Genomic DNA, 14,966 nt, shown 5'->3' on the forward strand with positions numbered 1-14,966 from the left:
GCTTAACGGCCAGACTTTACACGGTTCCACACACGCGTACGGATACGTTGTACCGGCTGTGGCATGTCAAGCGCCACATACAGGTTTTGCATAACCTCGGCTTCGGGATAGATCGCCGGGTCATTCAGAATTTCTTCCGGAAGGTAAGCATCGGCCGCCGCATTGGGGTTGGCATAGCTTACGTAATCGGTAATTTCTGCGGCAATTTCCGGATCAAGGATAAAGTTAATAAAAGCATGGGCGTTTTCAACATTGGGCGCGTCCGCTGGGACCGCCATAACATCAAACCACAAGGCTGCGCCTTCTTTAGGAATGCTATAGCCAATTTCAAAATCACGCCCTGCTTCCTCGGCACGCTCAGCAGCCTGGAATACATCGCCGGAATATCCGCCTGCCACACAAATATCGCCATTGGCCAAATCAGATACGTAGCGTGAAGAGTGGAAATAGGTAACATCATCGCGCACGGCGCTAATCACTTCACCGGCGGCTTCAAAGTCTTCCGCGTTTTCGCTTAGCGGGCTCAGGCCCAGGTATGCCATGGCCGCGGGCAGCATTTCCTCACCCGTATCCAGCATCGAAATACCGCAACCAGCATCTTTTAACGCAGAGGTAATTTCAGGGTCAAATAGCATTGCCCAACTATCGACCGGCGCATCATCGCCCAGGATTTCTTTCACGCGCTCAACATTGTAGCCAATACCGTTAGTGCCCCACATGTAAGGCACTGAGTAGTCGCCATCAGGGTCAATCGCGTCTAAATTTTCCATCAACCCGGTATTGAGATTTTCCAGGTTAGGTAACTGCTCTTTATCAAGCGCTTGATAAACGCCCGCTTGGCGTTGACGCGTAAAAAAGTGCGTAGAAGGCACCACTACGTCATACCCCGAACGGCCTGCCAGCAAGGCAGCGTCAAGCGTCTCATTACTATCGTAAACATCGTAGGTAACATCAATGCCGGTACGCTCGGTAAATTTTTCAAGCGTCTCCGGTGCTATATAATCTGACCAGTTATATACCCGTACCTCATCGGCATGGGCGACTGTCGCCGCTGCGGCTAAAGAAACGGCCGCAACGGCGCCTGAAAGTTTGTGAATGTTCCCCATTTCGTGCTCCTCATTATCCAAAAAACAGTTATTCAACAACGGTTATTCAAAAACAGCTATTCAAAACAGCTATTCAAAACAGCACCATCTAGATTAACGCCAGCCATCAGCCACTCGCCGTTAGCGTAGGCTTTTCTACTGAACGTGCGAATTTTGCGTCGCAGCGGTCTCTACCGCAAGTCAATGTGAAAGATTCTTGCATTATAGTGGGCCTGCCCCCACTTCAAGGTCTGCGGAGCGTAGATAGGCTGCTGCGAAATAGTAAAAAACTATACGCTGAATGGCATTTTTCAATTTTAACTATCAGAAAAATATCCCTACTATAGTCCATAACATTTTCACCTTCATTCACAAGACACGGAGATAATCTGAATGTCCTTGATCAACACTGAAGTAAAACCGTTTAAAGCTACCGCCTATCTAAATGGCGAATTTATCGATGTCACCGAAGCTGACCTGAAGGGAAAATGGTCCATCTTCTTCTTCTATCCGGCTGACTTTACGTTTGTTTGCCCAACGGAGCTTGGCGACCTGGCCGACAACTACGAAGCCTTCAAAAAGCTGGGCGTTGAAATTTACAGCGTTTCAACCGATACCCATTTCACCCATAAAGCATGGCACGATAGCTCCGAAACGATCGGCAAGCTTCAGTACCCAATGCTGGCTGACCCCACGCTGCAAATCTCGCGTAACTTTGAAGTCCTGATTGAAGAAGCAGGCCTTGCAGAGCGCGGCACGTTTGTTATCGATCCCGACGGTAAAGTTCAGATCGTTGAAATCAATGCGGGCAACATCGGCCGTAATGCCGAAGAGCTACTGCGCAAAGTTAAAGCTGCCCAGTATGTTCGTGAAAACCCCAACGAAGTATGCCCGGCCAAATGGAAAGAAGGCGAAGAAACACTCGCGCCCTCTTTAGACCTCGTTGGCAAAATCTAAACGGCGAGTGCTGCCATCTTCGTTATCTTAATCGCTCTTGAAGCGCCGCTTACGATAACGGCTTAACCAGGTGGCAGCCTGACACCCGGGCTTTTTTCACCCGGGTGTTCTCTTTACATCGCGCTATTTGTTCTCCCTTTTATACCGATCTTCGCTGTGATTTTCACAAGCGCGGGCTAAATGTGGCTATGGGTTGAGAACACCTTTTACAGATTACGAGGAATTCACTGTCATGTTGGACGCTAATTTAAAAAATCAGTTGAAAGCTTATTTGGAAAAAGTGACTCAACCGTTCGAGATCGTTGCGTCCCTTGATGACGGTGACAAGTCACGTGAGCTTCACGGCCTGTTGGAAGATATCAACGGGCTGAGTGACATGATCACCCTGAAAACGGATGGTCAGGATAGCCGCACGCCCTCTTTTGCGATCAACCGTACAGGTGAAGAGACGGGTGTTGTATTTGCCGGTATTCCCATGGGCCACGAGTTTACGTCGCTGGTTCTGGCACTGCTGCAAGTAGGTGGACACCCACCGAAAACCTCTGACGAGGTGCTTAACCAGATTAAAGCGCTCGAAGGCGACATGCTCTTTGAGACCTACTACTCGCTGTCCTGCCAGAACTGCCCTGATGTGGTTCAGGCGTTAAACCTGATGGCGATCTTTAACCCCAACGTCCGCCATGTGGCGATTGATGGGGCGCTCTTCCAGGACGAAGTTGAAGAGCGTGAAATTATGTCAGTGCCCAGTATTTATCTAAACGGTAAGCCGTTCGATCAGGGCCGTATGACCCTTGAGCAAATTCTGGCCAAAGTGGACACGGGCGCCGCCGACCGCGAAGCCAAAAAGCTAAGCACCAAAGCCGCATTCGATACGCTGGTGATCGGCGGTGGCCCCGCTGGTGCTGCGGCTGCCATTTATTCTGCACGCAAAGGCATTAATACTGGTGTTGCGGCTGAGCGTTTTGGTGGCCAGGTATCAGATACCATGGGTATCGAAAACTTTATTTCGGTTACTCATACAGAAGGCCCCAAGCTTGTTAGCGCGCTTGAAGAGCACGTCAAGGATTACGACGTTGATGTAATGAACTTGCAAACGGCAACTGCCTTTAAAGCCGCTGAGGCCGAAGGTGGCTTGCACGAAGTGACCTTTGAGTCAGGTGCAAAACTCAAGAGCAAAACACTGGTTCTGGCGACCGGAGCCCGTTGGCGCGAAATGAATGTCCCCGGCGAGCAGCAATACCGCAACAAAGGCGTTGCTTACTGCCCGCACTGCGACGGTCCGCTATTTAAAGGCAAGCGCGTCGCGGTTATTGGCGGCGGCAACTCTGGCGTTGAAGCTGCCATTGATCTGGCAGGCATCGTTGCTCACGTCACCCTTTTCGAATTTATGGGTGAAATGCGTGCCGATGCGGTACTGCAGAAAAAGCTTAAGAGCCTGCCCAACGTGGACATTATTTTAAATGCTCAAACCACCGAAGTAACCGGTGACGGCAGCCGCGTTAATGGCCTGACTTACAAAGACCGCAACACCGATGAGACTAAAAACATCGCGCTGGAAGGCATCTTTGTCCAGATTGGCCTGGTGCCAAATACCGAGTGGCTGAAAGGCTCGCCCATCGAAATGACGCCGCGCGGGGAGATCATCGTCGACTCTCACGGCATGACCTCGGTACCCGGCGTATTTGCCGCGGGTGATGTTACCACGGTGCCTTACAAGCAGATTATTATTGCCATGGGCGAAGGCGCTAAAGCCTCACTTGGCGCGTTTGATTACCTGATCCGCAACTAATCGCCAAGCACCAACACCAAAAAGCGGGTAGTGGTTTTCCACTACCCGCTCCTCTATCCCTTTGACGTATAAGACCGTGACGTCACGCCCGCTGCCCTACGTAATGCTATTCGGCTAAGGCTTGCCGATACCGAAGGCTCTAAGAAAATCCGGCCCTCTCCCCTGGAGGCCGGATTTTTTGTCTTTAACCCACCGGCCAGCAACAAGATAGTCGCAGCAACTCATCAAAAAGAGGGGGATTCTGAGCAGGGCAGCGCTTGCAAATGAACCAACTAATGCATCTTCTGCGAAACATCGCCCTGTTCAGGTATCACACTGCACACAGTGCAAGCCGGATCACGCGGTACATTGAAGTGTCGCCACTGGCCTCGTAGACCATCAAAGGTTGCGAGCCCTTGGTGGGTTTGCCCGGCGCCGCTTAGCAATTTGAACGCCTCAACTGCTTGAAAACACCCGATTAACCCCACCAACGGCGCCATGACTCCACTTTCTGCGCAGCCAAGAGCCTCATCGCCCATATCGTCCGGCGGGTAAAGGCAGGCATAGCAGGGGCAGTTTGGGTCACGGGGGTTAAACACTGCAAGCTGACCGGAAAAGCGAATGGCAGCGCCTGACACCAACGGAACACCTACCTTTTGCGTGGCAGCATTGATGGAATAACGGCTGGAAAAACGATCCGTACAATCCAGCACCACATCGACAGAAGCAACGAGCTGCTCCAGGGCTTCACCCTCAGCATGCGTTTCAAGTGCTGTAATACAGCAATCCGGGTTCAGTGCCTTCATACTGGCCTTGGCAGAAGCCGCCTTGTTCTGCCCAATGCTTGCCTGCTGATGAGCAATTTGACGCTGAAGGTTAGACAACTCGACATGATCAGCATCTGCAATCGTTATCCGCCCGACACCCGCAGCGGCCAGGTAAAGTGCTGCCGGCGAGCCTAACCCTCCCGCACCGATGATCAGCACGTGGGCACTACGCAAGCGCTCTTGCCCTTCAATATCCACTTCAGGCAGCATAATTTGACGGCTGTAGCGCAGCAGTGTCTGATCATCCATCATCGACTTACTTATCCTCAAAGTGCTCAACGTCGGGTACATGCAGGCTAAAGCTTTCTTTCACCTCTTCCATAACCACGTAACTTTTAGACTCTTTGACGCCGGGGAGAGTAAGCACCACGTCTCCTAATAGCTGACGGTAGGCGGCCATTTCTGGAATGCGGCATTTTAAAATGTAGTCAAACTGACCAGAGACCAGATGGCACTCCTGAATTTGCGGCAGCTTTTCAACGGCTCGGCGAAATTCATCAAATACGGCTGGCGACTGAGTTTCCAGGCTAATTTCAACAAAGACCAGTAAATTGGCTTTTAGCGCCTGTGGGTCAAGAATAGCCTGGTAGCCACGAATAATACCCGCGCGCTCCAGGCGCTTAACGCGCTCCAAACAAGGAGTTGTGGATAAACCAACCTCTGATGCCAAATCAACGTAGGAAATACGTGCATTTTCCTGCAGGCAGCGCAGGATTTTAAGGTCGATACGGTCCAGCGTTCTATTCTTAGGTTTCATAGCAGGATCCATTACAGATAAGCCAGACGAGCTAACAGCGCCCAAGGGTAATACGCTCATGCCCACCGAGGTCGCGAATACTTTCAACGTTTTGATAACCCGCATCTATCAGCGCTGCGCGCACTGAGGCTGCCTGACGATAGCCATGCTCTAGCAACAACCATCCTGAGGCTGTTAAATAGCGCCGCGCCGTGGCAACTAAATGCATCAAATCGGCCAGCCCATCGCCCTCTGCCACCAAAGCACTCAGCGGCTCAAAGCGCACATCCCCTTGGTGCAAATGCGGATCGTCAGCGGCAATATACGGCGGATTACTCACAATAAGATCAAATCGCTCTACGGGTGTCGCATCCTGCTCAAAGGCAGCAAACCAATTGCTTTGCATGAACGCTACGTTATTCATCCCTAATGCAGCTGCGTTTTGCTGTGCCAAAGAAACCGCTTCTGAGCGAAGGTCGACACCAACCACCTGCCAACCAGGCTGCTCACTGGCAAAGGCCAGTGCAATGGCCCCGGTGCCCGTACCTAAATCCAACAGGCGCCCGGCAGGAGAGGCAACGCGATTGAGTGCTGTTTCTACCAGCGTTTCGGTATCCGGCCGCGGTATTAGCGTCTCTTTTGAAGTGGCCAACCGCAATCCCCAAAACTCTCGCTCACCAGTCAGGTAGGCTACCGGCTGGCCCTGAGCACGCGCCGCCACCAGTGCATCAAAGCGCGCATGCTCCCACCCGGAACAATCACGGTCGCCCCAGGTATAAAGCCATGTGCGGTCCCGTTTAATTACGTGGGCAAGCAGGACGTCGGCATCCAGCCGCGGCGAGGCTGAACCCGCGGCTTTTAAGCGTTCTGCCGCGGCCTGTAAAAGCGCATCAAACGTCATTACGTGTCCTGAAGCGCCGATAACTGTTCGGCTTGATACTCGTGGATCAAGGGCTCAATCACCTCATCCAACTGCTCACCACTCACCACTTCATTGAGCTTATAAAGTGTCAGGTTGATACGGTGATCGGTAATTCGACCCTGAGGGAAGTTGTAAGTGCGAATACGTTCGCTGCGATCACCAGAGCCTACCAGTGAGCGGCGGGCATCCGCCTGCTCCTGGCGCTGGCTATCGACCGCGTTACGCTTCAACTTCGCGGCAAGCAGCGACATCGCCTTGGCCCGGTTTTTATGCTGACTACGCTCTTCCTGACACTCAACCACTACGCCTGTCGGTATGTGGGTAATACGAATCGCTGAGTCGGTGGTGTTAACGTGCTGGCCACCGGCTCCACTTGAACGGTAGGTATCGACGCGTAAATCCGATGGATTAATATCGATATCGCCAACATCATCAACTTCAGGCATCACCGCCACCGTACAGGCAGACGTATGAATACGACCTTGAGATTCAGTAGCGGGAACGCGTTGTACCCGATGGGCTCCCGACTCAAATTTCAAACGCGCGTAGACGCTATCGCCCTTAACACGGGAAATAATCTCTTTATAACCGCCCTGTTCACCATGGTTGGTACTCACTACTTCGACACGCCAGCCACGTTTTTCTGCATAGCGTGAGTACATACGAAACAGATCACCTGCAAAAATCGCTGCTTCATCGCCTCCGGTACCGGCACGTACTTCCAAAAACACGCCTCGGCCATCATCCGGGTCTTTAGGCACCAGCAAACGCTTTAGCTCAGTATCCAGTAGGTCTAGCTGCTCGCGCCCTTCACTGACTTCCATCTCGGCAAGCTCACGCATATCAGGATCATCGTCCCGACTAAGCTGCTGGGCTGCCTCAATATCGTTTTCAACGCTGCGATAGCGCTGCCAAGCCGCGACCAGCTCATCCAGCTCGGCGTACTCGCGTGAATAGTCGCGAAAACGCTGCTGATTATTAATGACCTCAGGATCAGACAGCAACATCGCCAGCTCTTCAAAACGTTCGGTAAAGCTATCGAGGCGTTGGCGCAAGGTATCTTTCATGCGGGCGTATTATCCTTCTGGCGGTTAGCCGTGGGCGCGGGCTTTTCAAAAGCGGGTTTAACAGGCAATAGTAAGCGTGGCGCGGCCTCCAGCAAGTCATGCTGCTCTTGCGAGGCGGCATCGCGTATTGCTTGCGTGGGCTGGTGCATTAAGCGATTAGCCAGTTGATGAGCCAGGCGCTCAATCACTTTGGCTGGGTCTTCACCGCGCGCCAAGCGCTCCAACGCCTGATCACGCGATTGATCGCGCAGGGTTTCGGCGTGCTGACGGTAGTCGCGAATCAACTCACCACCGTTACGAATTCGTTTTTCATGCTGCCAACTACTGACACCGTGCTCAATCAGAGACTCGGCCTGGTCAGCAGCCACTTGGCGATAGCGACGATTCTCTTCGATCACCTCTTCCAGATCATCGACCGTATAAAGGAACACATCGGCAAGCTCGCCTACCTCGGACTCAATATCCCGTGGCACGGCGATATCCACCATAAAGACCGGGCGGTGGCGACGCTTTTTGAGTGCACTTTCAACCATCCCCTTGCCCAGAATTGGCAGAGGCGATGCGGTGGAAGAAATAACGATATCGGCGTCTTCCAGCGCGGCCGGAATTTCAGAAAGCGTAATTGCCTTACCACCCAGTCGCGAGGAGACAAGCTCAGCACGCTCACGTGTGCGGTTAGCCACGGTTAATTGACATACACCGGCTTCATGTAGGTGACGCGCGACCAGCTCGATGGTTTCACCCGCACCAATTAGCAACGCCCGCGAGCGGCTAAAGTCATCAAAAATTCGGCTAGCCATACTCACCGCAGCATAGGCCACCGAAACCGGATTTTTGCCAATCCCGGTTTCGGTACGTACCTGCTTGGCGACTGCAAAGGTATGTTGAAAAAGACGCTCAAGTTCGCCACCCAACCCCTGCATTTGGCGCGCCTGTTGATAGGCATCTTTCAATTGCCCAAGTATTTGCGGCTCACCCAATACCATGGAGTCCAGACCAACGGCCACACGCATTAAATGGCGCGCAGCGTCGTTGTCTAAATAGTGGTACGCGCAGCGGGTCAGCTCTTCAACACTCAAGTTATGAAAACGCCCTAGCCACTCAAGCACGGCTTGCTCGCCAGCAGCGTCCGTTACGCAATATAGCTCAGTGCGGTTGCAGGTGGAGAGCACCGCCGCTTCGCTAATATGTGACAGACCACGCAGTTGCTCCAGCGCGTGATCTAACTGCGCCGGAGTAAAGGCTACCTGCTCGCGTACGGCCACACTGGCAGTACGGTGATTGATTCCCAAGGCAAGAAGCGTCATGCGGTATGCGTCTTCGCTAGTGGTTCGGTCATCACGTTGCTATCGGTCTTGAAGTCTCAGTGGTTTACGTCTTACGCTGAATTAGCGCAAGTCTGGGCAACGGCTGATCATTACTCAATTGCGCTTATCTGCCAGCCTTTCAAGGCCGACTATTCTATCACAGCAGACTAACATCTGGCGTACATCACTTTGCCGCAGCCAGCCAAGCCGCTATGCTGAACGCTCGGCCACTAAAATGAGAGACGCATGCCCCTTCGCTCACTACAATTGGGTTCATCCCTACTGCCCTTGGCCGCCACCGTGGTATTCCTGAGCGGCTGCCAGTCAGCACCCTCTTATAAAGGCGGCTTGCCAGACCTGATAGCTTCTGACCCCATGCAGTCGGCCCCACCTATTACCCGTGGTCTGGACGCCGATGGGCTACGTACGCTGCTTACGGCGGAATTAGCGGGCCAACGTGGCGATTACCGCTCTGCCAGCCAAGGCTACCTGGAGGCATCGCAACGTTATAGCGCTCCGGCGCTGGCTGAACGCGCCACCTTTGCGGCTCGGTTTGGTGACGATGTAGCGTTAATGGAGGCATCCGCACTGCGTTGGCGTGAGCTGGCCCCCTCGGCAGAAGCGCCCAACCAGCTACTGGCTGCGATCTCTTTGCAGCGAGGTGACTGGCTGGACAGCCTTGAACAGCGGCTAGCGATCACTCAAGCAGGCGGCAATGGCGAGCTTACGGCCTTCGTCGACATCGCTATCACGGAAGGGAGCGCACCGCTCAACTTACTGGCCCAGTCGATGCGCGCCCACTTGGCTCAACCCAGTGCAGAGCAGCTTGAGTATCATAGCGATGCCTTGCTTGCCACTGCGCTACTTGAATCAGCGCTTGGTAATACCCGCCAAGCGCAAGCGCATCTGGACGACGTTGCAAAGCAAGCGCCAGAATCGGCGACGCTTTGGCTTGCCCAAGCGCAACTGGCGCTCGAAGCTGGCGATCTACACACCGCCAGGCGAGCCGCGCAACAAGGCGCCAGCATTGTCCCCGATGACGTACGGTTTACGCTGCTGCTGGCTCAAGCCGAAATTCGTTTGAATAATATTGCCGCCGCAGAAGTACAAACGGATGCGCTACTGGAAAGCCATGACGGTAACCAGCGTTTACGCTTGGCCCTAACGCAACTTTACCTTGAGGAAGGCTACAGCGAGCCTGCTTACCGCCTGTTGCAGCCACTCACAAGTCAGGACAACGTTCCCGATCTTGCCTACTACCTGCTGGGCGCTATCACGGAGTCCCAAGGCGATACCGATAACGCACTGATTTATTACCGCCAGGTAAGCGAGGGAGGCGAGTTTTTACCCGCCCGGGCGGCAGCCGCTCGAATGTTGATTGACGATGACCGTGTGATGGATGCGCGGGCTTTTTTACGCATTGAGCGAATGCGCTATGAAAATTACTTTGGCGACTTGGTCGCCCTGGAAGTTCAACTGCTGGACGAACTGAACGCGCCCGATGAAGCACTAGCGTTACTTGACCGCGAATTGGCTCGCACGCCAGATGACGTTAACCTGCTTTATTTACGTGCCATGCGCTCTTGGGAGAGAGGCAACTTCCCAGGAATGGAGCAAGATTTACGTCAGCTTTTGCGTATTGAACCCAACAACGCAAATGCCTTAAATGCACTGGGCTATACCTTGGCAGATCTTAACTTGCCAGGACGCATGGAAGAAGCCCGCGAGCTGGTTGAGCGCGCCTACGAAGAAGACCCCAGCAACCCGGCGATACTTGATAGCATGGGCTGGGTATATTTCCGACTGGACCAAAATGAAGAAGCGCTTGCCTGGCTTGAAAGTGCCTATAACCAGATGCCCGACCAAGAAGTGGCCGCTCATTTGGCCGAAGTCTTACATGCCCTTGGTCGTAGCGATGAGGCTCGCACGTTAATCCAAATGGTGCTTGATAGCACAACGCGTCACCCGCAGGTTGACGCGTTACTTGAACGTCATCCTGAACTAACCCCGTCAGGTGCTCCCTAACGGGGCTGGCGCCTCCCTTTATGCTCGATACGCCATTAAGATGCTGCCATTACCCTTTCAACACATTGACATGGAGCCTGTTATGTTGAACACACTGCCCACTTTTATGCGCTTTACCAGCACTGCACGCGCCCCTCGCCTCTTTCTTGCCAGCATAGCGTTACTGCTACTTGCCGGGTGCGCGACGCAAGGCCCGATGGAAGAAGGTGGCCGTCAAGCAGGTCAATGGGAACGCCAGCAAGCTGATATTGACGCCTTTGATACCTGGACGTTGATTGGCAAAGCAGGCCTTCGCACACCACAAGAGAATCAGAGCGCCAACCTGGACTGGAGCCAACACCCCCACTATTTTCGCATGCTGATCAGCGGGCCGTTTGGTGGGGGCCGCAGCGTACTTGAAGGTCGTGAAGGTCGCTTCTCGCTAACCACGGGTGATGGCCGATTTGAAGCAGAAACACCGGAAGCACTGATGGAAGAGCAGTTAGGCTGGTCGCTTCCAGTTAGCGCCATGCCTGACTGGGTGCGCGGCCTGCCCGGTGAACATGCAAGTTATCAGTTGGAAACCGACGAGCTGGGCTTTCCGCAGCACATGCAGCAGGATGGCTGGGAAATTGATTACCGCGACTGGGAAGAGGTTGAAGGTATGTGGCTACCTCGCCGCCTGGTGATGAACTATGACGATGTACGCATCACCCTGGTCGTTAACCAGTGGCGCTCTCAATAACGGTTTATGCGCCCGTTGAGTTGTCGCGCCTAATTCAAGTCACGTGAGAGCTTTAATGTCTGCTTCTTTAACACTGCCCGCCCCTGCGAAGCTCAATCGCATGCTGCATATTGTGGGCCGTCGTGACGACGGCTACCACGAATTACAAACCCTGTTTCAAATCGTTGATATCAGTGATCAGCTCACACTCACCCTGCGCGATGACGGCGATATCACGCTCGCCACTCCGGTAAACGGTGTGGCTCACGATGACAACCTGATGGTTCGCGCAGCCCGCCTGCTTCAGCGCTCAGCAGGCACTGCGCAAGGGGCTATTCCAAGGGCTATGCCAGGGGCTACGCTGACCATAGAGAAAAAGCTCCCGATGGGAGGCGGGCTTGGCGGAGGGAGTTCGAATGCTGCCACCGTGTTACTGGGGTTAAATAAGCTGTGGCAATTAGGGTTTTCAGCGACGGCACTGGCCAAGCTGGGCTTGCAGCTTGGCGCCGATGTCCCGGTATTTATTTATGGACACAGCGCCTGGGCTGAAGGTATCGGTGAAAAGCTGACCTCCGTGACGCTGGATACGCCCTGGTTTGTGATTATTCATCCGAAAGTGAGTGTCTCAACCCCCCTGATCTTCCAGGACCCGGAATTGACACGCGACAGTCGCCCCATTACTATGGCGCGCGCACTGCAGGGGGGAGCGTCTGAGTGGCGTAACGACTGCGAGGCCATCGTTAAAAAACGCTATCCGCTGGTGGCGGAAGCGCTTGATTGGCTCGCGCAGTATGCACCTGTTCGGCTGACCGGTACTGGCGCTTGTCTGTTTGCGACGTTTGAGTCTGAACAAACCGCACGTACCGTCGCTGAATTGGCAGGTCAACGCTGGCCGACATGGGTCACACGCGGACTGAACACCTCTCCCCTACAAGATGCTCTGGGCTGCTGAAAGCGCCCGGTCATCGCATTAGGTTATTGCTGGGGTATCGCCAAGTGGTAAGGCACCGGTTTTTGGTATCGGCATTCCCAGGTTCGAATCCTGGTACCCCAGCCAACCTGACATGATCTGCGTTTTCTCCCCTGATTCCAAACACTGCAAAGGTGGCTGCGCGTGTCAAAATTGATGGTTTTCACCGGGAACGCCAATCCCGAACTCGCTCAAAAAATTGCCGAGAGCTTGGACAGCCGCATGGGTAATGCCACGGTTGGCCAATTTAGCGATGGCGAAATCGCAGTCGAGATCAATGAGAACGTGCGCGGTAAGGACGTGTTTATCCTCCAGTCCACCTGTGCACCGACGAATGACAACCTGATGGAGCTGATCCTGATGGTTGATGCTCTGCGTCGTGCCTCAGCGGCGCGGATTACGGCGGTCGTGCCGTATTTCGGCTATGCACGTCAGGACCGCCGCGTACGCTCTGCTCGTGTACCTATCTCCGCTAAAGTGGTTGCGGACATGATGGTAAAAGCGGGTGTTGATCGCGTAATGACGATGGACCTGCACGCCGACCAAATTCAGGGTTTCTTCGATGTACCGGTAGACAACGTCTACGGCTCGCCGATCCTTCTGGATGATATCGAGCGCCAAAACTACGCTGACCTGGTCGTGGTTTCACCCGACGTAGGCGGTGTCGTTCGTGCTCGCGCTATCGCCAAACAGCTGAATGCTGATCTTGCGATTATCGACAAGCGTCGCCCCCAAGCCAATCAGGCTCAGGTGATGCACATCATCGGTGAAATTGAAGGCCGTACTTGCGTAGTCGTTGACGACATGATCGACACCGCTGGTACGCTTTGCAAAGCCGGTGAAGCACTGAAAGATCATGGCGCTGCACGCGTAGTGGCCTATGCTACACATCCGATCTTGTCCGGCCCTGCCGTTGACAATATCACCAACTCTGTACTGGACGAAGTTGTCGTGACCGACACTATTCCGCTTGCCGACCATGCGCGTCGCAGTGGAAAAATTCGTCAGTTGAGCGTTGCCGGTTTGATTGCAGAAGCGATCCGCCGGGTTAGCAACGAAGAATCTGTTAGCGCGATGTTCCACTGATCGCCTAACGATATAGCCCCCTTCTGGGGCCTTGGGAGCGTCGTCGTCTGGTCGCGGGCGGCGGCGTTTCCTTACTTAAACCAAGAGGCAAATTACATGTCTGATTTTATCCTGAAAGCCAGCGTTCGTAACGACCTGGGGAAAGGTGCGAGCCGCCGCCTGCGTCGTGCGAACCAACAAGTACCGGCCGTTGTTTACGGCGGTGAAAAAGGCGCGCAATCAATCTCTGTAGAAAAGACTGCTTTCTACAAAGCGATTGAAGACGAAGTCTTCTTCTCCTCAGTAATCAAGCTGGTTATCGATGGTACAGAAGAGCAAGTAGTGGTACGTGATCTTCAGCGTCACCCCTACAAGCCGCTTCTGACTCACGCTGACTTCCTGCGTGTTGACGCTACTCATGAAATCACCATGAACGTACCGCTTCACGTAATCGGCGAAGAGCAGTGTGTGGGCATCAAAGACCAGGGCGGCGAACTGCACGTACTGGCTAACGAAGTTGCTATCAGCTGCCTGCCGAAAGACCTGCCTGACTACCTGGAAGTTGATATTTCCGCGGTTGAGCTGGGCACGATTTTGCACCTGTCTGACCTGACACTGCCGAAGGGCGTTTCCTCCGTTGACCTGTCTCACGGTGAGGAACACAACAACGCCATTCTCAGCATTACGAAAGTTAAAGTACGTAATGACGAAGAAGCAGGCGAAGGCGAAGAAAGCACCAGCGCTGAGTAAGGCCGATAAGGGTGCGCATCGCCTTAATGGCTGAATACGTACCTGGCCCGGGCCATACCCGTATGACCCGGGAATGATAAGATCAAGCGCTTCGGCGCTTGATCTTTTTTGCGACTTGCCTTTTTGCAACTGCACCTCAAGCCGTCAATGACGCACGACGTCAAGAATACGCCCGGATTTTTTTGGAGGTAGGTCAATGAGTCAGGTAACGGCCCTGATAGGACTAGGCAACCCCGGCGCCGAGTATGATGCCACCCGGCACAATGCGGGTTTCTGGCTGGTCGATGCCATTGCGCGCAGCGCCCATACCGAACTGCGCCCGGAGAAGAAATTCCTCGGCCTGTATGCCAAGGCCCGCGTGGGCGACCACGAGCTTCATCTGCTCAACCCTACCACCTTCATGAACCGAAGCGGTGCCTCTGTGGCAGCGCTTACCCAGTTTTTTAAACTTGCCCCCGAGAATTTACTGGTCGCTCATGATGAGCTAGACCTCCCCCCGGGGCAGGCGCGCTATAAAACAGGCGGTGGCCACGGTGGTCATAACGGCCTGCGCGATATCATCAGCGCACTTGGCAATCAAAAGCAGTTCCACCGTCTACGCATCGGCATCGGTCACCCAGGTGAGGCACGTCAGGTAACTCACTACGTGCTTGGTCGGCCCGGCAAAGACGAGCAGGCGGCCATTGATCATGTGCTTAACGAATGCGAAGCCACACTCCCGCTTGCACTTGATGGCGATTGGGCTAAAGCCATGAATCGCCTGCATAGCGTAAAATAGTTACTA

14 protein-coding genes and 1 tRNA gene are annotated in these 14,966 nt (G+C 53.8%); 9 read left to right on the forward strand and 6 right to left on the reverse strand.

All coding sequences use genetic code 11. The features are described 5' to 3' along the window. Positions 1-2 precede the first annotated feature (2 nt). Complete coding sequence (locus CZ787_RS04895) at positions 3-1,106, reverse strand: polyamine ABC transporter substrate-binding protein (protein ID WP_087106760.1); 1,104 nt, start codon at positions 1,104-1,106, stop codon at positions 3-5. 372 nt (positions 1,107-1,478) lie between these two features. On the opposite strand from CZ787_RS04895, the gene ahpC reads away from it, so the two are divergent. Further along, positions 1,479-2,042, forward strand: coding sequence for an alkyl hydroperoxide reductase subunit C (gene ahpC, locus CZ787_RS04900; protein WP_087106762.1), 564 nt, complete (start codon positions 1,479-1,481; stop codon positions 2,040-2,042). Between the two features lie 232 nt (positions 2,043-2,274). After that, positions 2,275-3,831, forward strand: a complete 1,557-nt coding sequence (gene ahpF / locus CZ787_RS04905; RefSeq protein ID WP_087106764.1) for an alkyl hydroperoxide reductase subunit F — start codon at positions 2,275-2,277, stop codon at positions 3,829-3,831. 272 nt (positions 3,832-4,103) lie between these two features. Here ahpF and CZ787_RS04910 read toward each other — a convergent pair whose 3' ends face one another. From CZ787_RS04910 to hemA, 5 genes are read right to left on the reverse strand one after another with little or no spacing between them, the layout of a single operon-like run. Beyond that, positions 4,104-4,889 (reverse strand): HesA/MoeB/ThiF family protein, encoded by a 786-nt coding sequence (locus tag CZ787_RS04910; protein ID WP_087106766.1) that lies wholly within the window; start codon positions 4,887-4,889, stop codon positions 4,104-4,106. A gap of 4 nt (positions 4,890-4,893) precedes the next feature. Continuing rightward, entirely contained in the window at positions 4,894-5,394 is a 501-nt protein-coding gene (locus CZ787_RS04915; RefSeq protein ID WP_087106768.1) for an Lrp/AsnC ligand binding domain-containing protein, read from the reverse strand. Between the two features lie 31 nt (positions 5,395-5,425). After that, a complete protein-coding gene (gene prmC, locus CZ787_RS04920) occupies positions 5,426-6,274 on the reverse strand; it encodes a peptide chain release factor N(5)-glutamine methyltransferase (protein WP_087106770.1) in 849 nt (282 codons plus the stop codon). Then, the gene (prfA, locus tag CZ787_RS04925) at positions 6,274-7,362 is read right to left on the reverse strand and encodes a peptide chain release factor 1 (protein WP_087106772.1); all 1,089 of its coding nucleotides are present in this window, start codon (positions 7,360-7,362) and stop codon (positions 6,274-6,276) included. The genes prmC and prfA overlap by 1 nt, the downstream gene beginning before the upstream one ends. Next, on the reverse strand, positions 7,359-8,669 hold the full coding sequence (gene hemA / locus CZ787_RS04930) for a glutamyl-tRNA reductase (RefSeq protein ID WP_087106774.1): 1,311 nt from the start codon (positions 8,667-8,669) through the stop codon (positions 7,359-7,361). The genes prfA and hemA overlap by 4 nt, the downstream gene beginning before the upstream one ends. A gap of 246 nt (positions 8,670-8,915) precedes the next feature. Here hemA and CZ787_RS04935 point away from each other — a divergent pair, with 246 nt between their 5' ends. The 7 genes from CZ787_RS04935 (at position 8,916) to pth (ending at position 14,960) form a co-directional block, all read left to right on the forward strand. Then, positions 8,916-10,694 carry a tetratricopeptide repeat protein gene (locus tag CZ787_RS04935; RefSeq protein ID WP_087106776.1) on the forward strand — a complete coding sequence of 593 codons (1,779 nt, stop codon included), beginning with the start codon at positions 8,916-8,918 and terminating at the stop codon, positions 10,692-10,694. 82 nt (positions 10,695-10,776) lie between these two features. Then, positions 10,777-11,418: a lipoprotein insertase outer membrane protein LolB gene (gene lolB, locus CZ787_RS04940; RefSeq protein WP_087106778.1), complete on the forward strand. Its 642-nt coding sequence runs from the start codon at positions 10,777-10,779 to the stop codon at positions 11,416-11,418. 55 nt (positions 11,419-11,473) lie between these two features. Next, positions 11,474-12,349 carry a 4-(cytidine 5'-diphospho)-2-C-methyl-D-erythritol kinase gene (gene ispE, locus CZ787_RS04945; protein WP_087106780.1) on the forward strand — a complete coding sequence of 292 codons (876 nt, stop codon included), beginning with the start codon at positions 11,474-11,476 and terminating at the stop codon, positions 12,347-12,349. 30 nt (positions 12,350-12,379) lie between these two features. Beyond that, positions 12,380-12,454: transfer RNA gene (locus tag CZ787_RS04950), tRNA-Gln, on the forward strand. A 57-nt stretch (positions 12,455-12,511) separates the two neighbouring features. Beyond that, complete coding sequence (locus tag CZ787_RS04955) at positions 12,512-13,453, forward strand: ribose-phosphate pyrophosphokinase (RefSeq protein WP_018916716.1); 942 nt, start codon at positions 12,512-12,514, stop codon at positions 13,451-13,453. Positions 13,454-13,549: 96 nt separating this feature from the next. Beyond that, entirely contained in the window at positions 13,550-14,182 is a 633-nt protein-coding gene (locus CZ787_RS04960; protein WP_087106782.1) for a 50S ribosomal protein L25/general stress protein Ctc, read from the forward strand. A 196-nt stretch (positions 14,183-14,378) separates the two neighbouring features. Beyond that, complete coding sequence (pth, locus tag CZ787_RS04965; RefSeq protein WP_087106784.1) at positions 14,379-14,960, forward strand: aminoacyl-tRNA hydrolase; 582 nt, start codon at positions 14,379-14,381, stop codon at positions 14,958-14,960. Positions 14,961-14,966 lie beyond the last annotated feature (6 nt).

The organism is Halomonas citrativorans (genome assembly GCF_900163645.1).
In the GTDB taxonomy this organism is placed as follows: domain Bacteria; phylum Pseudomonadota; class Gammaproteobacteria; order Pseudomonadales; family Halomonadaceae; genus Vreelandella; species Vreelandella citrativorans.

Coding starts and splice junctions, on each gene's coding strand:
- hemA (WP_087106774.1), bottom strand. CDS start 8,669: ATGACGCTTCTTGCCTTGGGAATCAATCACCGTACTGCCAGTGTGGCC.
- CZ787_RS04960 (WP_087106782.1), top strand. CDS start 13,550: ATGTCTGATTTTATCCTGAAAGCCAGCGTTCGTAACGACCTGGGGAAA.
- prfA (WP_087106772.1), bottom strand. CDS start 7,362: ATGAAAGATACCTTGCGCCAACGCCTCGATAGCTTTACCGAACGTTTT.
- lolB (WP_087106778.1), top strand. CDS start 10,777: ATGTTGAACACACTGCCCACTTTTATGCGCTTTACCAGCACTGCACGC.
- CZ787_RS04910 (WP_087106766.1), bottom strand. CDS start 4,889: ATGATGGATGATCAGACACTGCTGCGCTACAGCCGTCAAATTATGCTG.
- ahpC (WP_087106762.1), top strand. CDS start 1,479: ATGTCCTTGATCAACACTGAAGTAAAACCGTTTAAAGCTACCGCCTAT.
- CZ787_RS04895 (WP_087106760.1), bottom strand. CDS start 1,106: ATGGGGAACATTCACAAACTTTCAGGCGCCGTTGCGGCCGTTTCTTTA.
- CZ787_RS04915 (WP_087106768.1), bottom strand. CDS start 5,394: ATGAAACCTAAGAATAGAACGCTGGACCGTATCGACCTTAAAATCCTG.
- ispE (WP_087106780.1), top strand. CDS start 11,474: ATGTCTGCTTCTTTAACACTGCCCGCCCCTGCGAAGCTCAATCGCATG.
- pth (WP_087106784.1), top strand. CDS start 14,379: ATGAGTCAGGTAACGGCCCTGATAGGACTAGGCAACCCCGGCGCCGAG.
- ahpF (WP_087106764.1), top strand. CDS start 2,275: ATGTTGGACGCTAATTTAAAAAATCAGTTGAAAGCTTATTTGGAAAAA.
- CZ787_RS04935 (WP_087106776.1), top strand. CDS start 8,916: ATGCCCCTTCGCTCACTACAATTGGGTTCATCCCTACTGCCCTTGGCC.
- prmC (WP_087106770.1), bottom strand. CDS start 6,274: ATGACGTTTGATGCGCTTTTACAGGCCGCGGCAGAACGCTTAAAAGCC.